We start from the raw sequence: 20540 nt of genomic DNA, 5'->3' as shown, positions 1-20540 counted from the left end.
ACGGGTCGAATGCCGGTACATCCGAAACACTTCAGGAACGACCTCTGCTCCCTCATGCACGACTTTCCTCCACCACAGCCGCAGCCACCGCAGACAGCAACGGCACGTCCGGGGCCGGTACGGCTCGCGCCGCTGCAAGGCGAGACGAACCTGTCGTACCTGGACCGGCTGGCCGACCGCTACCGGCTCGGCGTCAGAGACCTCATCCCCGCGCTCCTCCAGGTCGGCGGAGGTCTGTTCAAGGGCTACCGCACGGACGGCGAGGTCTACCTCAACGCCGAAGCCCGCGCCCGCATCTCCGCATTCAGCTGTGTCCCCGAAGAGACCCTTCAGCGGGCTCTGCCCGCCTGGACCTCCCAGGAACCCCTCTCGCCGGACGGGGCTAGGCCGGCCGGGCGGTTCCGCTTCGGGAGCGTCGTGCCCGCTGCAGGAGAAGACTGCCGGCTGTGCACCGCCGCCCGCACCGGACGGACCAAGCCCGCACGGCTCTATCTGCAGCCGCACACCCGCATCTGCCCGCGCCATGGGCGCTGGATGCTCGGCACCCACTGGATCGACGGCGCACCGGCCGACACCGAGCAGATCGACCTGACAGGGCTGCCGGAGATGGTCACGGCGCGCCGACGGCACCTGCAGCTGCTGCGCCGTCGGCCGGACGCGTCCGAGGCTTTCGAGGTCGCCCATGCCGTGGCCGTCTCCTGGTGGGCACAGCAGTGGCCCGAAGAAGAGCAGTGGCCGCACCGGGCACTGCAGCTCGCACCGCCAGGCACCGACCCCGGCTGGTGGCGGCTGCTGACCAGGGACGCGGTCACCTACCCAGAGACCGTCGCCCTTACCTCGGTCCTCACTGACGAACACACCCGACAGCGGCTACTCGCCGACACCTGCGGACATCTCCCGCACACTCTCACGTACGCCCCCGGCCTGGTCGCCGAGCTAGCGCGTGCCACGGACCGGCCGTGGCTGTCTGACCGGCTCGCGTCTACGTCAGCAGGTCCGTTGCTGGTGTGGGTGCAGCAGCGCGTACGGGCCGGCACTGGCTCTGCCGTCGCGGGCCCTGGGTGGACGCTGCACATGGCGCACCGGCCTCGCACCATCGCCCGCGAACTCACCGCCTACCGGAAGGCCGCCCATCAGGACGAGAAGACGACGGACGGTGCGCGGCTGCACCTGGGACTCCGACACACCTCGGACCAGTCCTTCACAACCGGCCTGGCCCACGCCCGCGCCTACGCCGCCGTTCACGGCCACCTCGCCGCACCGATCCACAGCCGGTTCAACGGCTTTGCGCTGGGCCGGTGGCTGTCGAACCACCGGAAGTCGTCGGCGGTGCCGCCCGAGCACGTCGCGGAACTCGAGGCGCTGGATCCGTGGTGGCGGCCGCCGTGGACGGTGATGTGGCAGCGTACGTACTACGAAGCCCGCGACCATGCCCGCGCCCGGGGCGGCCTGCGGCCCGAGCGCGGCTTCCCCACCACCGGCTTCGGTCTGGGCGAATGGCTGTACCACCAGTGCACCGGCTACGACGAGCTGCACCCCGCACAGCAGCGCCTGCTGTCCGACATCGGCCTCACCCCTGAGGCCGTACGGGCGGCGCGGCCTCGCCGCAAGCACATGGCCACCCACTTCGAACGCACCCTCGCGGGTGCACGTGCCTATGCCCGCGCCCACGGCACGCTGGTGAACGCGACCTCTGACACCGTCCAGGACGGATTCAAGCTAGGGCAGTGGCTGGCTAACCAGCGCAGCAAAGACCGGGCCTACCAGATGCGTCATGGCGCCCCCTCCTCCCGCGCGCTGGCACTATCGGCGATCGACCCCTGGTGGAACCCACCCTGGTCCCTGGAGTGGCAGCGCTCCTGGCACCAGGCACACACCCACGTCCAAGACGGTCACGTCCTGGACGCCACGGCCGGCTTCCCCGACACCAGCAGCGCACTCGCCACGTGGCTGACCAACCAGTGCGCCCAGTACGACACACTCCAGCCCGACCAGCAGGATCTCCTCGCCCAGATCGGCTTGAGCGCGGACCGAGCCTGTGACGCCGCTGCCCGGCCCGCAGAGAACGAGGCAGACTTCGCCACCGGACTTGGCTACGCACGCTCCTACCACTCGGCATACGGCACTCTCGCTGCCGCGATCAACACCGTCCACGACGGGTTCGAGCTGGGGCGGTGGCTGCGCCGGCAACGCCAGCACGCCCGAACCGACGCCGACAGGGGCGCGCCCCAGTCTGTCGCCGCGCAAACACTGACCGCGGTCGATCCGTGGTGGTGTCCGCCCTGGAGCCTGGCGTGGCAGCGCTCCTGGCAGCACATTCATCAGCAGGTCCAGACCGGCCACCAGCTAGACGCCACGCACGAGTTCCGCAGCTTCGCCCCCGCCGAGCGGGCCTGGCTACGCCGGCAGATCAGGCACTACTCCGACCTGCATTCCGGCCAGCAGCGCCTCCTGGCCGACATCGGCCTCACCGAGGAGAGCACCCGCACCCGGCCCCTCAGCCCGTACGCCGAGACCGCGCTCGAACACGCCCGCAGCTACACAGCCGCGCACGGCAGTCTGGCAACGCCGTACTGCGCCGTCCACGACGGCTTCCCCCTGGGGCCCTGGCTGGCCCGGCAACGCCTCCTGGCCCAGAACACGAACACCCCCTACGCCCTCCACCACGCCCTGACCACACTCGACCCCTGGTGGAACCCGCCCTGGCCCTACCACTGGCACCGCACCTACCACCAAGCCCGCGAGCATCACCACACAGGCCAGCCCACTCCCCCCGCCCTCCAGCAGTGGGCCGATATCCAACGCACCCGGTGGGACATCCTCCACCCCCAGCAGCACCACCTCCTCACCACCATCGACATCCACCCGAATCCGTGACCTCATCCGTCGACTTCTCAAGTAGCGGCCCGATCCACCTGCACGCCACCCAGGCAAACTGCACAACCCAAGGCCAGGAACCTGCAGGACCCCTGCCAGGCCACCCTCGGCAACACCATCAACACCACAAAACGAAGACGACAACTGAGAAAACCCCAGCTCAGAACACACCCACTGCGCATAAAAAACGACCCGCGACAGCAAGACCCTGCTCGACTTGCCGGAGGCCGGCATGGTCTGGGAGCCCGGTGAAGAGGCATGGGAGAACAAGCTCGCCGCGCTGCGGTCCTACCGGCGCGCCACGGGGCACCTCGCACCCCGGCAGGACGCGGTATGGGGTGAGGGCGAGACAATGGTGCCCGTCGGGCAGCACATGGCCAATCTGCGCCGGAAGGGCGGCCTGGGGAAGGACGCGGAGCGGGCCGGGGTGCGCGCGCAGCAGCTGACCGCAGTCGATGAGGACTGGAACTGCCCGTGGCCACTGGACTGGCAACGCCACTACCGCATCCTCGCCGACCTGGTCGACACCGAGGCCGGCGGCGTCCTGCCGGCCATCGAACCGGGCGTGCTGTTCGACGGTGATGACCTGGGCAAGTGGCTCCAGCGGCAGAAGCATCCGGGCACCTGGGCGCAGCTGTCGAGCGAGCAGCAGGAACGGCTGACCGCGCTGGGCATCAAGCCCGCCCCGACGCCGACTGGCGCCCCGGCAGCAACGCGTGCGACGAAGGGCTCCAGCAAAGCCCAGGCGGCGTTCCTGCGCGGCCTGGCAGCCCTTACGCAGTGGGTGGAACGGGAGGGCCAGCGGCCGGTGCCAAGGGGCCACAGCGAACAGATCGCGGTCGACGGTGAGACGGAGCCGGTGACCGTGAAGCTGGGCGTATGGATCTCCAACACCCGCGCGAGGCGCGACAAACTCACGGCGGAGCAGCTGGGCGCGCTGCGGGAGTTGGGCGTGGAGTGGGCGTAGCGACCTTTGACAGGATCTGTCGCCAGCTACTGCCACTCACACGTCGCCCATCGTTGAGGCTCTCACACGGTACGTGCCGTGACTCATCAGAAGCTCTCAGGTTTCTGGCAAGTCGGTCCTCGTTTCAGCAGCAGCGGAGGCAGGCGGTACCCAGGCGGGCGCAGGGTGGTACCGGGAGGAAGGTCTTCGATGCGGAGGACTCCGCGTTCGTCGCCCAGTTCCGTGAGCCACCGTGCGACTTCCAGGCGGTCACACGCCGGCAGGCGGGGGTCACCTGCAAGGCCATCGAGGAGGTCGGCGATGTGTGGTTCGTCCAGGCGCCCTTCCAGGTGCCCTTTTGCCAGGTGCCAGGCTGCGAGCATGTAGTCGGAGTTCAGGTCGTGTGCGAGGGAACAAAGTCGGGTGATGCAGCGCGGTCCATCCTGGGGTTGCAGCAATAGAGCTGCCAGCACTCGGGTCGGCCTTTCGAGGGTGTGGTCCCAGACGAGATCGTCGATGAGGTCTATGGTGCGGGGGTCGCCCAGCTCCTTCAGCATTCGTGCCACCGCCAGGCGAAACACACTGTGCAGTGTGGTGTCCAAGGCCAGTCGGTGGAGACGGTCGGCTCCTCGTGCGTCGCCCAGCTCCGCAAGGTACTCAGCGGCTACGACGCGCTCATCTTGTTCGTCTGCAAAGTACGAGTCGGGATCGTCGCTTTCACTGAGGAACGCTTCAATGCTGTCGAGGTCAAGGCCAACAGTGGTGTCACCAGCCAAGGCGTCGAGCAGGTTTGTGCCGCGGACTCTATCGAAATTGCACAGCAGGCGAGCTGACCGAACACGGCTGAAGCTGGTGAGGTCCTCGTCCCCGGCGTCGCTCTCCAGCCTGGTCATGGCCATGTCGGTGATGCAAGGGGGAAGCCGGGTCCCCAATTGCGCAAGTTGACCGATGCGTTCAAGACCCAGAGTTCCTTCAACCTTGATCACGCGTTTGAGAATTCGGGTGATCCTCCGGCTCTCGGGTACCGCATCGAGGAGAAACCCGAGATAGGACGCTCCACTGCGCACACGCGTCCGATGCGCTCGCCGCCGAATTAGGTAGCTGACGCCGGATACGCCATACCGGAGCGGGTGCTTGTGCCCGAAAGCAAGAACGGCGTGTCTTATCAGTGTGGGGGCCTGTCCGTTGTGGGTGACGTAGCTCGCGGCGCAGTATTCGAGGATGGTTTGGTGCAGGAAGTCGAACGTGCCGGCGCGTTCGATGAGCAGTCCGCTCCGTCGCAGGCATGAGGTCAGGAAGCTGTTCCAGACGTCATGAGGCATTCGTCTAGGGCGCTGGGCCCCGGGTTGTGACGCGATGAAGTCAATCGCCGAGACGGTGTTGCCCGCGTAGTGCTCGGCGGCCAGGTGGTCAATCCACTCCGGCAGGCGGTCGGAGATGCTCTGGCCCCAGTCAAGGGCCGCCGGTCCCCAGTGGGCCAAGGTCCGGAGGGTCTGTTCGTGGATGCCGGTGGCGTCGGCAGTGTGTTGACGCTTCCTGAGGAGGTCGAGGAACGCTCCGTAGAGGTCTCCTCGGCTGCGCGGAAGCCGACTGTCAGGATCCTCGGCGTGCAGTTGGCAGAGCATTGCGGCCATGAGCGGAGTGCGGGCCATGCCTGCCAGATTGGCGCGGTCCAGGGCTGAAGTGAAGCGGGCGGCCTGCTGCTCAGGGTTGGTAAGGCCGAGCGCGCGAAACCAGAGTTCCGCCACCTGGCGCAGATCGTCGGTGGCAAACGGCAAAAGGTCGTAGTGGGGGACATCGCCCAGGATGTCGAGTTCCTGGTCAGCCACGGGCCGGGTGGCGACGAGGAACCGGTACGTCGAGTGGAGGCCAGCGTCCGCGAATGCCGCGATCGAGCGCAGTACATCCTTGCGGGTGTCGATGTCGAGGATCTCGTCCAGACCATCGACCAGCACCAGCCATGGCAGACCCAAATGCGGCTGATCACTGAAGAGCTTCTCTGCAGACACGCCGTGAGCCGGCGCGCTCCTCCACAGGGCGCCCTCCGTGGCTTTGGCCAGAGCTGCGGGCAGTGCCACCCCGACCAGGTCGGCCGCCTGTATCAGCACGGGGATCGCGGCAACTGGGTCTCCTGCCTTCCACCGCTTGGCCGCGATGGTCAGGGAGGTACGCAGCAGGCTGGACTTGCCTCCGCCCGGCCCTGCGAGCACCACACACATGCCGCCGTCGACAGCAATCTCCGTGGCCAGACGCAGATCTGCCTCCGAGGCCCGCTGGGAGCGGCTGCCATCGGTGTTGTTGTGCGTGTGCCGTCGGCGAACCTGCTGGCTTTGATAGACCTCGGCCAAACCCGTGGATCTTCCCGCCATCAGAGGGTGCGGGTGCTCTCGGGCCGCTCGCTCAACAGATTCAAGGTATCCATCCAGCAGAGCCGGAGGGGAGGCCGCCCGACTTCGAAGGAGAAGTAACTCCTTCGTTTCCGTCTCGGGAATCTTCAGCGCGTCGAGAATTCGCTTGAAGGTGTCGGCGTTCGGAGGGCCCTTGTCGGGATTCAGCGCGTTGTTCACCGTCGCCTTGCTGACCGTCGCATCCCTTGCGACGTCTGCTTGAGTCATGCCCGCAACGTCCAGGTGCTCCCTGAGACGCCTCGCCAGCTGCTTGTTCGCCCCGCTGCGCCCCACGGCGTCGATCTCAGCCACCAATGCCCCCTGACCTGGTCGTTCATCCTTGTTCACTTCACCCCGGTGAACGCCCATCGAGGGTATCTCTGGAACTCGACCAACCGACCGATCCCACCCGGATCGGCGAACCCCACCTGTAGGAGCCTGAGATGCCCACCGACCCGATCACGCTCGTCGCAGCCATCGTGCTCGCACTGCTGACGGCCCTGCTTCGCCGGAAGCTGGCCGGACTTGCCCGCCATACCCGCGACCTGATCACACTGCGCATGGTGTTGCGCGACTCCGACCCCGGCGAGCGCGTCGAGCTGCTGGCCGCACACCGCAAGTGGCGGGCCGAGCCGACCACACGGCCCAACTCGGTGGCGCCCAGCCGCCGAAACCGGGACCGCGCAACCCGGGCACCCTCCAAGATTTGAGCGGCCCCCTACACCGCTCGTCCGAGCGAACAGGTCCTTGAGGACCCGCCGGGTTCTTCTTCCGCAAAGGACGGTGGGAGTTCCAAGAGGAGACGCTGGAGCGGTTCGTGCGCTGGGCGCTGGAGGGCCAGCTCGTTCCCGCTGAAGTGCTACCCCGGTACGGGCGGGTGTACCGGATGGTCGGCGGTGAGCAGCGGCGGTTCCGGCGGGGTCAGTGGTGGACATCGCGGAAGTCGATCGCCGACCAGGGCAGGCACGAGGTGATGCGGCAGCGGCAGGAAGCCGGGCGGGCGAAGCAGGATGCCCGGCAGGAGGAAGGAGGCCGCAGAACGGCGCCGCCAGGAACTGGAGGAGCAGGAGCTGGCGCGGAAGGCCAAGAAGGCCGAGCGTCGACGCCTGCGGCGGGAAGAAGATGAGCGCTTGCGCCTGGAGGAGGTACGGCGGCGGTGGGCGGAGGAGGCTGCGCGCCGGGAGCAGGAGAGGGTGGAGCGCGAGGCGCGTCTGGCCCTTGAGCAGGCCGAGCGGGAAGAGAGGGAGCGCCAGGCGCTGGAGACGGCGTGGGCGTGGTAGGGCCGGCTGTCTCCGCGGCAGCAGACCGAGCTGTTTGCCGCTGTCGCCGAGTACGCCTGGCGGGAGTCGAATCTGCGGGTGGAGATCCTGGAGAAGCCGATGATGTGGTCGCAGTACGCCCGTGGCGTTCCGGTCCACGTGGCCGACCAGCGGCGGACGCTGTACGGGATCGTGCGGCCATGCCCCGACCTGGTCGCTGCCTGTCCCAGGCTCGCGGAGGAGTTGGTCCTGGTCCGCAGCGCCCAGGAGGCGCGCGAACTCGCCGCTGTCCTGCCCCAGGGCCGGATCGCCCACCTCAACCTGCCCGAACACGAACAGCTCCCCATGTACTGAGAGGGCGGTATGAGACCTGATGCCCGATTCTTCGTTTCGTGCGGGGTGAACGGGCAGGCCGTGGCGACGTCGGTCGGTTGCGGCCGGGGCAGGGTGAACAAGTCTGGCTCGGTCTCGGCCAGGATTTCCCGGTCGGCCAGCCGCTTGAGCTTCAGACGGGCGTTGTTGATGTTGTTGGGCGCGACCGGCAGGTCCATCGCCTCACAGATCTGCCGCGCCAGCAATGGTGAGGGGCGGTGCTCGGTGTTCCACCACAGCGTCCAGGCCAGCAGCCGGGCGGTGAAGTCCTCGAAGCCGAGCAGCACCTCGTCCCTCGGGCGGGAAGAGCGTTTGCCGGGGCGCGGCTGGCGGGCGTAGCCGAGCAGCGCGGCCAGGAACATGCTCTCCACCGCCCGGTTCAGTCCCTCGACGGTGCCCTTGAGGTGCGGGGTATAGGCGGGCAGGTCCTCCACCGTCACGTCCAGGAGATCGAACGCGGCACTCACCGTCCGGGACAAGAAGTCCTTGCCCCGGTCGACCCGTACCTTCTCCGGCAGGCCGCCGAACGGGCCGTAGGGGTCCTCGCGCAGGACCGCGGAACGCAGCGCGGCCAGCACCGACTCCCGCGACGGATCCCCCGGCGTCACCGCGACACCGGTGATCGCATTCGTCGCGCAATCGGTGAACCACGTGATCCACGGCCTGCGCACGGTGCCGTCGACATCGACCAGCAGCGGAGCCTGCACGTGATCGGTCTCCCACACCTGGTTACGCCAACCACGCGGCCGGGCCAGGAACACATCATGCCTACGCGCCGCCCGCTCCCCACCCGCAAGCCCGGCCCGCTCCCCCGGCGTCAGATCACGGCGGATCGCCCGGTGCAAAGTCATCAGCGACGGAGACGGCTCCCCCTCACCCCTGGCCGCGCGAGCGGTCAGCTCACGATGGACCGCCGCGACGTTGCCCTTCCACAACCCCAGCAGAGCCCGGATCTCGTCGTTGACCATGAACCGGCCATAGTGCGGAGCCCGCTCCCCCGGCGCCGCGGCCGCGGCCTCGTCTTCCTCGGCGGCGGCCAGCCGCCGCCACACCGCACGCTCCCGCACCCCCGGCACGTCTGCCGCCGACCGCATCTGCCCCGTGGTGGACTTCCCCTCCCGCCGCAGAACCAGCAGACGGCGCACCGCCAGCCCCCGCAACGCCCGAACCGACACAGCAGGCAACGCACCAGCCGCTCGGCCCGACTCCTCAGAAACCGGGCGCTCCACTTCCTGATCCACACCCCGAGCACACCAACCACCCACCGGCCAGCGGATCAGAACTCACAAAACTGAGACAGCGTCACCCCGCACGCGATAACACCCCCACGACAGCGATACCCCCCGGAAATATCACCCTCATGACAGTGAACCCACACCCCGAAACCGCCACCCACCAGCAACAACACACCCAGACCCCACTGTCCCTCACCCCACTGTCCCGAAACCGAGAGATCGCACCCCACCCGACAACAAGCCCGGCACAAGGCCCTGAAGAACAACCCCCAGACAACAGAGGTACGAAAGCGGCGCCCAGATGGGCGCCGCTTTCGTGGCCCGGGCTTCAGCCCGTTCTGTCCGGGAGCCGGTACACATACTTGCGGAGCCTGAGGCCTTCTTCGGCCGACTCCCAGCCGGTATACCCGTACAGGAACGGACAGGGAATCAGCCAGGGGAAGACAGGGGAGGTCACCTCCGCTCACGCGGAGAGGACTTCCAGACGTCGGGGACTGGGGTCCTCCGACGCGGCTCACCTCCGCTCGCGCGGAGAGGACCTCGCCTTCAGCAGAACACCTCGGAGGTACCGCGGCTCACCTCCGCTCGCGCGGAGAGGACGGCTTCATGAACATGTACGACGTCCTGGGTCGCGGCTCACCTCCGCTCGCGCGGAGAGGACACCACAAGCCCCGGAGCCTCACGGTTCCGGGGCGGCTCACCTCCGCTCGCGCGGAGAGGACCTGACCGCCGCCCGCAGGCAGGCTGTCCGCGACGGCTCACCTCCGCTCGCGCGGAGAGGACGCACCCATCTGCTTCTCAAGAGCAGCACGAGTCGGCTCACCTCCGCTCGCGCGGAGAGGACCAGGACCCGTCGGACAGGCTGATGGCCAGCCACGGCTCACCTCCGCTCGCGCGGAGAGGACCGGTGGCCGGTCTCATCGCGGCGGGCGCCGTACGGCTCACCTCCGCTCGCGCGGAGAGGACAGCTCGGCGTCGGCCTGCACTCGCTCGAACCGCGGCTCACCTCCGCTCGCGCGGAGAGGACGAGTTGTGGGCGCGCTGCGCGTCCATGAGCGCCGGCTCACCTCCGCTCGCGCGGAGAGGACTCGTCGTGTCCCGGGGCGACGCCCCGTCTGTTCGGCTCACCTCCGCTCGCGCGGAGAGGACTACTGGGCGGCGGCCTGCTTGGAGTTCCCGGACGGCTCACCTCCGCTCGCGCGGAGAGGACATGATCTGCGCGGCCTGGTCCAGCTCCCTGACCGGCTCACCTCCGCTCGCGCGGAGAGGACTTCACCCGGCGCTTCGCAGACGTGGTGCGGAACGGCTCACCTCCGCTCGCGCGGAGAGGACCAGGTAACAGGTCGCGACGTCGGCCCGTGCGGCGGCTCACCTCCGCTCGCGCGGAGAGGACAAGGACCCCCGCGACACACAGCCGGCCGTCTCCGGCTCACCTCCGCTCACGCGGAGAGGACCTCCCACCTATGCGGGGGGGGGCCGGTGTCGGCGCGGCTCACCTCCGCTCGCGCGGAGAGGACGCGGCGAGGTCGCCGTAGCCCATCCCGGCGAGCGGCTCACCTCCGCTCGCGCGGAGAGGACATGATCTGCGCGGCCTGGTCCAGCTCCCTGACCGGCTCACCTCCGCTCGCGCGGAGAGGACGGTCGGTCCTTCCGGTGGGCCGGGGCGCCGGCCGGCTCACCTCCGCTCGCGCGGAGAGGACACTTCCCGACCTGCAGCGTTAGAGCAGCTTTGCCGCACCTTTACTTTCTCTTCCGAAGGCAATCAGCGTCAATCCGTCGAAGTCCACGGGCGTACGACGCCGCGCACCCGCCGTGCGGAGTTCGAAGCCCTGCTCGTTGTCGCTGGGGTACGCCAGCACCGCCGTGCCGTCTCCCGCGCAGGCGGCCACGGAGTCCCAGAGTTCATCGCGGATCCGGGCGGAGACTGTGCCGACGTAGAGCTCGGGGGTGACCTCGAGGAGCCAGCGGGTGAGAGCGCCGCGCAGGTGGTCCGGGACGGCAGTGGTGGACAGGACGATCATTGAGGCCACGGCGGCTGTACCTCCGAGCGACTGTGGTGGGTCGTCATGAGCCGGCTCCGTGGTTGGCTCCGCCGGGGAGGGGGCCGGCGATCGGGTCCCAGAGGTCGACGAGTTGTTCCTCGGGGTCGGGGGCCTCGCGGTCGCCGTGGGGGTCGAGGAGTTCTTGGATGTCGTGGACGATGCGCGGCAGGAGCCGGAAGAGGCGCAGGCCGTCGCGGAAGGAGCGGCGGGCCTCGGCTTCGGGGTTGGTGGAGGCGTGGAGGGAGAAGGCCAGGGGGATGGTGTGTTCGGCCTTGTAGAGGTCGGCGATGTCGTAGACGAAGGCCTGTTGGTTGCCGCTGTGGACGAAGCCGAGGGCTGGTGAGCAGCCGAGGGCGAGGGTGGCGGCGTGGACGATGCCGTAGAGGCAGGTGTTCGCCGAGGAGAGGGCGAGGTTGACCGGGTCTTGGCTGTCCCATTTGGCCCGGTCGTAGGCGCGGCGGAAGCGGCCGATCTTGTATTGCTGGGCGAGGAGGCGGTATTGGGCTTTGACGCGTTGGCCTTCCATGCCGCGCAGCTGCTCGAGCGTGGTGCCTGGTGGCACGGTTTTCTTGCCGAAGCGTTTTTCGTACATCGCGGTGGCCACGGTGAGGCGTTGGGTGTCGTCGGCCCAGGCGCGGGCCTGGTGTTCGAGCCAGGTGGTGCTCAGGGAGTCGGGCTGGGCTCCGGCGTAGCAGCGTACGCCGCCGGAGCCGGTGACGAGGACGGTGGTGCCGTGGCGGGCCAGGGTTGCCAGGGCGCGGGCGGTGATGGAGGTGCCGGGGCCGAGGAGGACGCAGCTGAGGGCTGCGGTGGGCAGGTAGACGGTTTCTCTGCCGCGGCGTTCGCTGGTTACCTCGGCGCAGACGCCGGTGTCGTCTTGAAGGATGCGGACGATGTCGAGGTAGAGGAAGGACAGGGAGTCGGCGATGCGGGGCAGCATGGCGACGGTGGGGGCGGCGAGTTTGCGGCGGGCGTCGGAGGGTGAGCTGGGGGTGGTCGCTGTGGTGGGGCTGCTCATCGGGGGGCCTTGGCGGGGGCGATGGTGAGCAGGCCGCATCCGTAGGCTTTGCCGCGGCCGATGCCTTCGGTGATCTTGGTGCGGAGCTGGTCGGGGTCGATGATGGCGGCGGTGCCGTCGAAGCGGGTGCGGGCGTGGCGTACGCGGTGTTGTGCGCCGGAGTTGCGGGTGCCGCGTAGGCCTTGGGCGGCGTCGAGGGGTTGGGAGTGGAGGGCGAGGGGTTTGAGGCCGCAGGTGTCGGCCTGGCGCAGCCACCATTCGTCGGCGGCGGCGCCGCTGAGGGGGACGACGGCGGGCAGGTTGTAGGCGGTGCGGGTGGTGGCGCCGGGTTTGCGTACTGCGTTGGCCACGCACCGGTAGTGGATGGTCAGGCCGGGCCGCAGCGCGTCGAGGAGGGCGTCGAGGGGGCGGGTGAGGTGGCTGCCGTAGCCGTCGGGCAGGCGGGTGGGGTCGGGCTGGTGGGTGCTCTGCATCAGGATGTGCGGTCCGGTGGGGGTGTCCTCGGTGCGGAAGAGGACGTTGAAGTGGGCGCGGGCCTGGGGGCCGGCGTCGCTGGGGAAGAGCGACATGAGCCGGCGGTGCAGGTCGACGGCGCCGGCGGTGTCGCGGCGGGCTTCGCGGGAGCGTGGGTCGGGGATGATGCGCGTGAGCCAGACGGTCATCGCAGGCTCCCTTCGGGGGTGTTTTGGTGCTCGCCGAGGTAGTCGGCAAGGGCGTTGAGGTGGGCGGTGCCCAGGCCGGCGTACTGGGTGGCGGGCAGGGCGAGGGTGCGGCGGAACAGGGGTCTGGCCCGGTAGGAGCGGCGGCGGGGATGGAAGGTGACGGGCTGGTCGTTGATCTCGCCGGAGGGGTGGGTGCCGTCGGGGCTGTCGGGGCTGGGGAAAGGTACGGGTAGTCGGTCGAGTGGCCGGTCGGCGATGAACTCGATGCTGCCCGTGCTGGTGTCGCCGCGGGGTGGGGGTGCGGCGATGGGCAGGTGGATGAGGTGGTGGAGGGCGTTGTTGCTCTGGCCGAGCAGGAGGGGGCCTTCGGGCGGGCAGGAGCGCCTGCCCAGGTAGAGGGGCCACTGCGGGGCGCGGAGGGCGTCGGCGCAGCGGGTGAGGAGTTCCTGGTTGGGGTCGTCGTCCTGGCTGGTGAGGGCGAGGGTGAAGGCGGCGTCGGCGAGGTAGGTGCGGTGGGTGAGGAGGGTGCCGGTGTCGCCGGGGCGTTTTTTGCCTTCGGCGGTGGTGACGGTGGCCTTGGCGGGCAGTCCGCCGCCGACGGTGTGCAGGTCGCGCAGGAGCAGTCCGGGCCGGTCGGTGCGGATGGTCAGGGAGAGCCGGGCGAGGTCGTCGAGGGGCTCGCCTCGTTGCCGTCCGAGGGCGGCGGCGAGCAGGCCGATGATTCCGGAGCGGGTGGGGAAGGCCGCGGTGTCGCGTTCGTTGAAGTGGCTGTGCGTGCCCCAGGACTGCAGGGGGCCGGTCAGGCGTAGCAGCAGTCCCGGTTCGGGGGCTGGTGGGGTGGTGGTGCTCATGCGGCGGCTCCGGTGGGCTCGTCGCTGAGGGCGGTGTCGAGGGTGGTGGTGATCAGGTCGTCGAAGGAGGTGTGGCGGGTGCCGAGGCCGTCCAGGTGGTGGGGGTCGAGGCCGGCCCAGCCGGCGGTGAGGAGGCGGCGGGTGCCGAGGAGGGTGTTGGCGGCCTGGGCGTAGGCGGCGAGGGCTTGGCGGGAGGCGGTGGCGTATCCGCCTTCGTGGGCGGCGGGCACGGGGCTTTCGAACGCGGCGGCGTAGGACAGGGGTCGGTCGGAGCGGACCGTGATGTGTACGAGGTCGGGGATGGTGTGCGGGGCGGTGGAGTTCTTCTTGGCCTGCGGCAGGGAGAGGATGAAGGCGTTCAGGAAGGCGTCGGTCAGTTCGCGGGCGTCCTGGGGGGTGGTGGCGCCGATGTTGGCGGCGAGGTCGCGCAGGTCGATGGTGGCGTAGCGGTAGAAGGTGCCGGCGCTGAATTCGGCGTGGCCCATGTGGCCGGAGCCGCTGGAGTCGGCCCAGGCGGCGGTGATGTCGTCGACGGCGGAGAAGTAGTCGAGTTCGACGTCGGTTTCGTGGGTGGTCAGGGCGTGGGCGACCTGGACGGCGCCGTCCACGCCGGCGTCGTCGACCTCGGCGAGCATCCGGCCGAAGAGGTTGATGACGCCGTTGCGGGAGCGCAGGATGGCCTCCACGCGGTCCTTGGGCAGGACGCTCTTGTCGGCGGGCTTCTTGATGTCCTTGGCTTTCTCCAGCTGTTCGCGGTGTTCCTCGGCGAGGTCGGCGAGCTCTGCCACCGCGGCCTCGGGCACGTACACCATCGCGTTGGTGAGGACCTTGTTCGCGGTGATCTGCTTGGGGTCGGCCGGGTCCTTGGCGAGTTCGAACTTGATGCTGCTGGCCGCCGCGACGTGTGCGCCGGCGCGCTCGGCGAGGTCCTGCGGCCAGCCGCGTGCGTCGGTCAGCAGGCGGGTGACGCGTTCTCCGATGCGGCGGGTGCGCAGGGCGGCCTGGCCGATCTGGTCCTGGAAGACGGTGCGGACGGCCCGCTTCCAGGACTGGCTGCTGACGCGGGTCCGCAGCGTGTTGCCGTACTGGACGGTCTTGACGGAGTTGGTGTCGTCGCGGTTCAGGTTTGCGAAGGGCACGGACTGCAGGACGTGGATGTCGATGAAACGGGCCGGTGCGGTCATGAGCGTCTGCCTTCTTTCCGGAAAAAGGGGAGTGATGTGGGGGGGGTGAGCGGGTGGGGTTCGGTTGCCGCCGTCAGGGGGCGGCCGGTTCGGTGGGGCCGGTCTGCTCGGCTTCCTGCTGGTCGGCGAGGTCGGCCGCGTCACGCTCGGTCTTGGCGCGGGCCCGGTAGTAGTCCTGGAGCCAGCGGCGCGCGATGCGTGCGGAATGCCGCCGCCAGTGGCTGAGGTCGTCCAGGAGTTGGGTCCAGTCGACCGGCGCGCCCACCGCGCGCAGGTAGGCGACGGCGGCGGGCAGGTGCCGGTGCAGGCCGTTGACGCTCTGCCGGGTGAGGAGGTTGAGGCGGCTTTCGGCCGTGCCCTGCCGCATCTGCTTCTCCCGGCCCGGCGCCTGGGTGACGGCAGCCGCGAAGGCGGTACCGAGACTCACGCCGTACGGGCGGGCCGGGCCGGATGCCGTGGCGCTGTCGGGGCCGGTCTGCTCGGGTGTGTGAGCGGCGGCGTAGGCGGTGCGGGGCTGGGCGGCGATCATGGCCGCGATGGCGTAGTAGGCCCGTTCGGTGTCGGCGGCCGCATTTTCTGGAAGCCATCGGGCGATGAGGCGGTGCATGTGCGGCACCTGATCCAGGTTCTTGCGCACGCCGCTGCGCAGCGCCGCGCGGGCGCCGGGATCGTGGACGCAGGTCTGCTCGACCCAGGTGGTGAAGGCGTGCTGCCGGCTTCGCCGCTGTGCCGCCGCGGCCCGGCCTGGGGCAGCGGGTGCCTGGTCGGGCTGTCCGCTTCGGGGGTGGGGCACGTGCGGTGTGGTCGTGGTCATCGCGTCGTCTCCTTCTGCCGGGCGGCCACGGTGTCGGCGCCCTTCTTCTTGCGGATGCCGCCGTAGAGCTCGATCCGGGCCTCGGACACCGCCTTGGCGCCGCGCTGGGTGCGGGCGACGGAAGCGGTCACGTCATCGAAGGCGTCCTGGGCCAGCCGCACGAACGCCGTGCGCGCGGCGGCGGCGTCCAAGCCGCCGTCCAGGGCGGTACCGGTGGCGTCCAGCCGGCGGAACCGCGCCCAGAACTCCGCCTCGGCGCGGGGCCAGTAGCGGGCTGCCGCCTCGGTGGCCCAGGCATCGGTGTCCGCCTTGGGGTCCCGCACGTAAGCCGTCCAGGCGCGTCTGACCGCGCGGTCCAGGCGGCGCCCGTACATCTCGCCCAGCTGCCGCAGGCGCCCCACGGCCGGGGCGGTGCGGGGGTTGCGTTGTTCCAAAAAGCCGAGGACGGGCGGCGTCGTGCCGTCGACGAACTGGGTGTCCTTGGCCTGGCCCTCCTGCTCGAACCCGAGCGCGCGCACCCGCAGGTCTGCGGGGATCTCGTGAGCCGAGTCGAACACGATCGGCTGCTGGGGCTGCGCTGTGCCGGGCGGATTGATGAGCAGCAGCGCGTCCAGGTCCCGCCACAGGGCCCTGCCGGCATGGGCGGGCCGCGGGTAGCGGTTGTTTTGCTGGCTGATCTGCCAGATGAGGAAATCGTCGTTGCGCGGGATGCGTCCGCTGCGGTACGCCCACGTGATGAACGCGTCCCGGACCAGCGTTTCGTCGTCCGTGTCGGGGACGAGGAGCAGCGCGTGTTGGGAACAGGCGGTGAGCTGGGAGCATGGGCCGGCCGGGGTGGGGGGCGCGGCATCCGGGTCGGGCAGGGTGTCCCACTCCCACGGGCACTGGTCCTGTTCGCGCCGCACCGTGCCCTTTGGCCGCACCAGGCCGGCCAGCAGCGTTTCGAACAGCGAGGTGCCTTCGGGATGGTAGGAGAGGGCGGTGCGCAGCGGGCCGGCGGTCGCGCTGGCACTCTTCACTCCGGCTACCTCGCGGGATGAACAGCGTCCCGAAGGGCCGTAATAGTGCCAGGTGAGCAGGCCGAGGATGGCTTCGGGGGCGGTCGGTAGATCCGGTGCGGTGTCGCTGCCGTGCCGGAACCAGGCATGGTTGTTGCCCGCCGGCCGCGTCACGATCAGCTTGTTGACCCCGGCGGTGTTGTTCGCATCGCACTGCTGCGCCAGGCGCGCGTCCTGCATCCACGGGCGCCCGCCCACCGGGTCGTAGAGGAAGAAGCGGTCACGGTAGAGGGCGCAGTAGGAGTCGATGCCGTCCTCGGGCAGCTGCTCCTGCTCCAGGATGTCCAGGCGGCGCGCGCTCCAGTCACCGGGTCCTGCCTCGTCGAGTTTGGTGACCCGGGCGGTGATCGCGTACAGGATCCGCAGCAGCGCCGAGTGCGCGGGCGCCTCGGCAACGGCCAGGCCCGCGATGTCCCCGCTGTGCACCAGCAGGTCCCGCAGGCCGAGGCGGTCGGGCAGCATGCCGGACGCGGGGCGTGGTGCGCCGGGTAGCCAGCGCACCGGGATCCACGGTTCGTCGAACAGGTTGTAGGTACTGCTGGTCATACGGCTCCTGCCGGTCGGACACAATGGGGCTCACGGGTTCCCTGCATGAGCGGGGGTGAGCCGTCTGTCGCCCAGGGAAGCGAAGTTGGGCCGGCCTCCCTGCCCGCGCAAGCGGGCGAACGCCTTCCCAGGAACGGGCCACCGGAGAAGAGAACCTCGGTTCCTGGGAAGGCTGTTGGAGGCTAACGGAAGTCTGTGGCCCATGGAGGCCGATTCGCGGAACTCGTCAGGAAGCTTCCAGCCCGACGTCGGAGATCGTGAGGGTCCGCTGCCCGAGCCGGCAGCTCCAGGCACCGTCAGCGGCACACCTCATCCGCACCAGCACCAGATCCCGCAGCACGGGCTGTTCCTCCCAGCCCTTCGGAGCCGAAAACGTCTCCATGTCCCCGCGCAGCCACGCGCCCGGCACGGGCGTAACATGCGCCATGATCTGCACCAACTCGCCCCGCGAAGGGCCCCGGCGGCCCCGGTCGGGCAGGGGGACCGTGCCGGCCTCATCCAGCGTCACAGCGCCGTCTGCCTGCTCGTACAGGCACAGCGCCCGCCCCGAGTCCGCGCCCAGACGGGTCGTCAGCAGCTCCTGCGTGACGCCGCTCTCCCTGCGGCTGAGCCGATGAAGATCGCCTGCCACATCGGCCGGAGCGCAGATCCCCACCATCTCCGCCAGGTGCGCCTCCGCCATCTCGCCGGCCTGCCGCTCGGCATCCATGCGCCGCACCTCCGCCTGCGCAGCGGCGTCCAGCCCCTCGACGAACTCCTCCGCGTACACCGCGTCGATCAGACGCTGGACATCTTCGGGCACCGCGATACGCCCCGCGGCAAGCCGGCCCAGCGCCAGGGACGTGCGCTTCAGCAGCCCCGCGTCATACACCGTCCCCCAGCTGCGCGGCGCCTCGCTGCCCCGATCGCCGGCCAACGGATCCAGGACCACAAGCTGCGGCTCCTCCTCGGGCAGCGCCCAGCCGGGCCGCCCCGACCTGCCCCGGGCATGACGACGCCCCCGGCCGGCCCGCTGCAACAGCTGCGCCAACGGCGCCAGGTCACTCACCACCAGATCGAAGTCGAAATCCACAGACTGCTCGACGACCTGGGTGGCCACCAGAACGGACGCCGGGCGAGGCCGCGCAACATCCCCCTCGTCCCGTGGCTTGCCGTACGCCGCCTCGCACTCTGCGGTGATCCGCTGCCGCGTCCTGGCAGGGAAACGGGAATGCAGCAACCGCAGCCCCCCCTCTCGCGCAGCCAGCCCGGGAAACGCCACCCGTAAGTCCCGGAACGTGCGCTGCGCCTCCGCGACCGTCGTGCAGCACACCAGCGCCGTGCCGCCCTCCTCGGCCACCGGCCGCAGCACCTCCCGCAACGCCTCCCGCCGGCCTCCCGCCCGCGGCACCGCCCGGGGGGCATCGGCCGTGTCCCAGGCCACCCGCCGCAGTGACACCTCCAGCACCCGGCCGCGGCCGCTGCCGGTCTGCCGGGGAACCGACACCTCACCCGAGGCCGCGTCCGTGAAAAGCCACCCCGGATAGCACGGTGCGACCCTCGAGGCCTCCGGGAAGCCGGCCCCCCGGCGATAGGCGTCCACCAGCGACCCCGCCGTGCGCCCGGTCAGCGTCGCCGACAACAACACCACCGGCGCGCGAAAGGCCCCCAGCCACTCCAGCAGGCGCACCAGGAGCCGGTGCATCCACGGCCCATACGCATGCGCCTCGTCCACGATGAGCACCTTGTCCGACAGACCGAACATCCGCAGCACGTTGTACCTCAGCGGCAGCACCGCGCCCAGCGCCTGATCGATCGTGCCCGTCCCCAACGGAGCCAGAAGACCCCGGTGCGGCCCCCGCAGCCACGCCCCCGCCTCGAGTGCCGTCACCCTGTCCGCACTCACCTCGCCGCCCGGCCCGGTCTCCGCCGCCTGCTCCGCGCCGCCGGCCGGGCCGAGCCACGCCATGGAATGCAGCAGCGTCGCCGCCCGCTCCCCGGCCAGCGCCGTCGCCGCGAACCGCCCCACCCGGGGGAACATGGCATCCGCGGTGGCCATGGTCGGCAGCGCAAAATACAGGCCCCGCGCCCCCGCCGCCCGGCCCAGCACCGACGCCGCATACAAGGCGGCCTCCGTCTTGCCCTCCCCCGTCGGAGCCGTCACCAGCAGCAACCCCGCACCCTTGTCCGCGACCACCTGGGGCAGATGCGCGACGAGATCGGCCTGCAAGGCGTTCGGCGAAAACGGGAACATACCGTCGAAATCCTCGACCGCGAACTGGGCCCGGCCCACACGCGCCGCCGCCACCAATGCCGGGGCAGCCCTTTGGGAACGCCGCCAGTGCGCGTCGATCTGTCCGCCGCCGGCCCCCCAGCCGGCCGGCGGCATCAGCGACTCGATCGCCTGCGTCCGGCTGACCAGCCAGTCCGACACCACCACCAGAGCGGTCACCACCACCGCCAGCTCCGCCGGCAACCCGCCCCTCGGCACGGCACCGGCCCCCGTGACTCGCCGCAGCTCGACCAGGTGCGCCCGCCGCTGCTTTGCCCAGCCCTCCTCCCCCAGACCCGGCTGATACGCACTCGCCTCCAGCACCTCACGGCCCTTCAGCACCCCACCGAAACAGCCGTGGTGCCCGCCCAGCAACTGCGCGACCTGATGACCCACCGCCCCCGTCATCAACTGACGGCCATCCCTCAGGCGGCGGCCCTGCGGATACCCGAGCTCCTCAAGCAGCGACGCCAGCGCCCAATGCGTCGCCATCTCATGCCGGAACCCGCGCTCCCCCTCCGCGCCCGGCGCGAACCGGTACCCCGCCTCCCCCCGCAGCGAGTCGAAAACCCCCGGAGCCTGCGCCTGGAACACCGGCGTGACCTTCCCCAGATCGTGCAACCCCGCCCAGAACGACAGCACCGCACGCGCCTCGCCCACCGTCAGCCCCACCGCGCCGGCTATCCGCTCCCGCATGCCAGGGCCGAGCAGCGTGTCCCACAGCTCCCCGAACACAGCAGCCGTATCCAGCAGATGACAGACCAGCGGATAGGGACGCGACAGCCCCCTCTCCTTGCCCCATAACCGGACATCGACCACCGCGCCGTCCACCGCCGCCTGCCCACACTCCGCCATGCGCCCACACATACCAGGCACCACTGACAACCCGGGCTCCCCACCGCCCGACAACACCCCAGCCACCGGCCCTCCCGGGGGCCGTACACTCCCACCCATACCCCCCGCACACCCCAGACCCCCCACCCCCACAACCCCCGCCACCGGCAGCAAAGAAACAGCAAAGAGCCTCTAGTGTGCTGM

At 69.9% G+C, this 20540-nt stretch carries 12 protein-coding genes, 1 pseudogene and 1 CRISPR repeat array; of the genes and pseudogenes, 3 read left to right on the top strand and 10 right to left on the bottom strand.

Features of this window, described 5'->3' with window-relative positions; all coding sequences use genetic code 11:
* The first annotated feature begins 54 nt into the window (after nt 1-54).
* Entirely contained in the window at nt 55-2877 is a 2823-nt protein-coding gene (locus DIZ27_RS37395; protein ID WP_109382844.1) for a Helicase associated domain protein, read from the top strand.
* A 202-nt stretch (nt 2878-3079) separates the two neighbouring features.
* Nucleotides 3080-3844: pseudogene (locus tag DIZ27_RS37390) on the top strand (helicase associated domain-containing protein); the annotation flags it as partial.
* 86 nt (nt 3845-3930) lie between these two features.
* Here DIZ27_RS37390 and DIZ27_RS37385 read toward each other — a convergent pair.
* On the bottom strand, nt 3931-6522 hold the full coding sequence (locus DIZ27_RS37385; RefSeq protein WP_181383882.1) for an NACHT domain-containing NTPase: 2592 nt from the start codon (nt 6520-6522) through the stop codon (nt 3931-3933).
* Nucleotides 6523-6653: 131 nt separating this feature from the next.
* Between DIZ27_RS37385 and DIZ27_RS37380 the strand changes: the two genes are divergently transcribed.
* Complete coding sequence (locus DIZ27_RS37380) at nt 6654-6920, top strand: hypothetical protein (RefSeq protein WP_109382842.1); 267 nt, start codon at nt 6654-6656, stop codon at nt 6918-6920.
* A gap of 149 nt (nt 6921-7069) precedes the next feature.
* On the opposite strand, the gene DIZ27_RS47870 is transcribed toward DIZ27_RS37380, so the two are convergent.
* The 9 genes from DIZ27_RS47870 to cas3 form a co-directional block, all read right to left on the bottom strand.
* Nucleotides 7070-8986, bottom strand: a complete 1917-nt coding sequence (locus DIZ27_RS47870) for a transposase family protein (RefSeq protein WP_258308720.1) — start codon at nt 8984-8986, stop codon at nt 7070-7072.
* A 539-nt stretch (nt 8987-9525) separates the two neighbouring features.
* Nucleotides 9526-10776: a CRISPR direct-repeat array (repeat unit 29 nt; unit sequence CGGCTCACCTCCGCTCGCGCGGAGAGGAC).
* 18 nt (nt 10777-10794) lie between these two features.
* A complete protein-coding gene (gene cas2e / locus DIZ27_RS37370; protein WP_109382841.1) occupies nt 10795-11106 on the bottom strand; it encodes a type I-E CRISPR-associated endoribonuclease Cas2e in 312 nt (103 codons plus the stop codon).
* A 34-nt stretch (nt 11107-11140) separates the two neighbouring features.
* Nucleotides 11141-12136, bottom strand: a complete 996-nt coding sequence (cas1e, locus tag DIZ27_RS37365) for a type I-E CRISPR-associated endonuclease Cas1e (RefSeq protein WP_375232049.1) — start codon at nt 12134-12136, stop codon at nt 11141-11143.
* The gene (gene cas6e, locus DIZ27_RS37360; RefSeq protein ID WP_109382840.1) at nt 12133-12798 is read right to left on the bottom strand and encodes a type I-E CRISPR-associated protein Cas6/Cse3/CasE; all 666 of its coding nucleotides are present in this window, start codon (nt 12796-12798) and stop codon (nt 12133-12135) included. Before cas6e ends, cas1e begins: the two co-directional genes overlap by 4 nt.
* The gene (gene cas5e / locus DIZ27_RS37355; protein ID WP_109382839.1) at nt 12795-13649 is read right to left on the bottom strand and encodes a type I-E CRISPR-associated protein Cas5/CasD; all 855 of its coding nucleotides are present in this window, start codon (nt 13647-13649) and stop codon (nt 12795-12797) included. Before cas5e ends, cas6e begins: the two co-directional genes overlap by 4 nt.
* Nucleotides 13646-14833, bottom strand: a complete 1188-nt coding sequence (cas7e, locus tag DIZ27_RS37350) for a type I-E CRISPR-associated protein Cas7/Cse4/CasC (RefSeq protein WP_109382838.1) — start codon at nt 14831-14833, stop codon at nt 13646-13648. The genes cas5e and cas7e overlap by 4 nt, the downstream gene beginning before the upstream one ends.
* 73 nt (nt 14834-14906) lie before the next feature.
* Entirely contained in the window at nt 14907-15647 is a 741-nt protein-coding gene (gene casB, locus DIZ27_RS37345; protein ID WP_109382837.1) for a type I-E CRISPR-associated protein Cse2/CasB, read from the bottom strand.
* Nucleotides 15644-17251: a type I-E CRISPR-associated protein Cse1/CasA gene (gene casA, locus DIZ27_RS37340; RefSeq protein ID WP_109382836.1), complete on the bottom strand. Its 1608-nt coding sequence runs from the start codon at nt 17249-17251 to the stop codon at nt 15644-15646. The genes casB and casA overlap by 4 nt, the downstream gene beginning before the upstream one ends.
* Nucleotides 17252-17477: 226 nt before the next feature.
* On the bottom strand, nt 17478-20333 hold the full coding sequence (gene cas3 / locus DIZ27_RS37335; RefSeq protein ID WP_375232048.1) for a CRISPR-associated helicase Cas3': 2856 nt from the start codon (nt 20331-20333) through the stop codon (nt 17478-17480).
* Nucleotides 20334-20540: the final 207 nt, after the last annotated feature.

It is taken from the genome of Streptomyces sp. NWU339, from assembly GCF_003143855.1.
GTDB lineage: Bacteria > Actinomycetota > Actinomycetes > Streptomycetales > Streptomycetaceae > Streptomyces.
The sequence above is the reverse complement of the archived record's forward strand: the minus strand, read 5'-3'. Positions and strand labels throughout refer to the sequence as shown.

Bases quoted from the DNA above. Each gene is read 5' to 3' on its own strand.
- DIZ27_RS37395 (WP_109382844.1), top strand. From the start codon at position 55: ATGCACGACTTTCCTCCACCACAGCCGCAGCCACCGCAGACAGCAACG.
- DIZ27_RS37380 (WP_109382842.1), top strand. From the start codon at position 6,654: ATGCCCACCGACCCGATCACGCTCGTCGCAGCCATCGTGCTCGCACTG.
- cas1e (WP_375232049.1), bottom strand. From the start codon at position 12,136: ATGAGCAGCCCCACCACAGCGACCACCCCCAGCTCACCCTCCGACGCC.
- cas6e (WP_109382840.1), bottom strand. From the start codon at position 12,798: ATGACCGTCTGGCTCACGCGCATCATCCCCGACCCACGCTCCCGCGAA.
- cas5e (WP_109382839.1), bottom strand. From the start codon at position 13,649: ATGAGCACCACCACCCCACCAGCCCCCGAACCGGGACTGCTGCTACGC.
- cas7e (WP_109382838.1), bottom strand. From the start codon at position 14,833: ATGACCGCACCGGCCCGTTTCATCGACATCCACGTCCTGCAGTCCGTG.
- casB (WP_109382837.1), bottom strand. From the start codon at position 15,647: ATGACCACGACCACACCGCACGTGCCCCACCCCCGAAGCGGACAGCCC.
- casA (WP_109382836.1), bottom strand. From the start codon at position 17,251: ATGACCAGCAGTACCTACAACCTGTTCGACGAACCGTGGATCCCGGTG.